Annotated in this window: 1 protein-coding gene; it reads right to left on the minus strand. The window is 66.8% G+C overall.

The window, feature by feature from the left end; genetic code table 11:
- Positions 1-1,514, minus strand: a 1,514-nt coding sequence (locus I6U14_RS14920; RefSeq protein ID WP_296900311.1) for a cobaltochelatase subunit CobN, incomplete at both ends; no start/stop codon positions are given.

Consider the following 1,514-nt stretch of genomic DNA (forward strand, 5'->3'; position numbering starts at 1 on the left):
TTCAAGCAAAAGACGGCATCCGGGCTTCGCCTTAGTCTCGTGGGCTCGGAAGTGGGTATAAGGGACAGGTAGAAGGCGATGTACTGGTGGTGCGGCGGGAGCGAACGGTCGTGATGGATCTTCTGCGGGTCCTCGTGGACGCCGCGCGAGGGTTGCACGGCCAGCAGCACGTTCCCCAGCCGCAGGCCGGCCAAGAAGATGTCCTGACCGTCGTTCATCAGGTCGCCCGGCGGCGGGCCAAACAGGGCCTCGGTCCGCTGACGGATCTCCGCTGGAAGCTGCCGATACCACGTCTCGTACTCGTGCACGGGCACGCGCAGGGCGTGCTGGGCCGTCAGCGCCCGGCCCGTCCATTCGCCCCGGTTGATCAGCCCTTGCCGCAGCAGCAATTCCCCTATCGGTTCCTGGGGCAGCTCGACGGTGTATCCCTCGTCCTTCAGGCGGCGCAGGATTCGCTCGACGCTGGCGAACACGTCCAGGAACGAGGCCTCGCCCAGCGTGCCCTCGCCGGGCGGATAATTGTAGAGCACCAGGGCGATCTTCTTCTCGGCGTTGGGCTTGTGGCGCAGCTCCACGCGGCGCAGCATGCGCTGGGCCAGTCGCTCGCCGCGCCCCGGGACCGGCCTCGTGGCCGACGCCTTCGGCGCCGTGCCATCCAGATCCCGCAGCCCAAAGAGAAAAAGCGGCTCCATCGCCCCATCCAGTTCCGGCAGGGTGATCGTCGCCAGCGTCTCCACCGGCGTCACGCCATCGGGGTTTTGCTCCCAGAGGGAGATGGCGCGGTTGTACGAGGTCGCCGGGGTGTAAAGCGGCGCATCCAGCGCCCGCAGCAGATCGTAGGTCACCTGGGGATCGCCGCCCAGCGGGCCGCCCTCCAGCCGAAACCACTGCAACGAGACGATGGCATCGAGTGCGAGGCGCGGCTCACCATCGGGGAGCAGGTGGCGGTGGAGCGCGGCCGCCGTCCCAATGCCGTCGGCGAAGAAAGGGAGCAGATTCGCCCGCTCGGAAAGCGCGTCGAGTAACTCGTGGCTTCCGGCCACGCAGGCGTCCATCGTCGTGCCGCCATAAAGGATCGCCAGCACGGTCGGCTGCGCGGGATCAAGCGGATGTTGGCGCAGGTAGCCGTCCAGGCTCTCGTAGTATCGCCCCGCGCAAGGTCGTAGAAGGTCGTAGAAGCCATCCTCGGGGTGGATGATGGGCGGCTGCGCCGCGACGGACAAGTCCGCGTACTCGCGCCCGACGAAGAGGAGCATCTCACGCAGGTTGTCGACGCCGCTGTTGGTCCAATATTCGGTGCAGCGCACCCAGTTGCGGGCGTGACGCAGCACGCCGATGGGGAGCAGGGAGCCCAGTTTCTCCACCAACTGGTTGAGCTGCTTGATACGCCGATAGTTGGTGCTGACGTTGCGCGATCCACCGCCCCGATTGCGCATCACACGTGCCATGCTGAAGCTGCCCATGCGCAGCAACCGCAGCACGCGCGGCCCGCCGCCGAAGACGAGATCGACCTC

Source organism: Thiohalocapsa sp. (genome assembly GCF_019695415.1).
Classification (GTDB): domain Bacteria; phylum Pseudomonadota; class Gammaproteobacteria; order Chromatiales; family Chromatiaceae; genus Thiohalocapsa.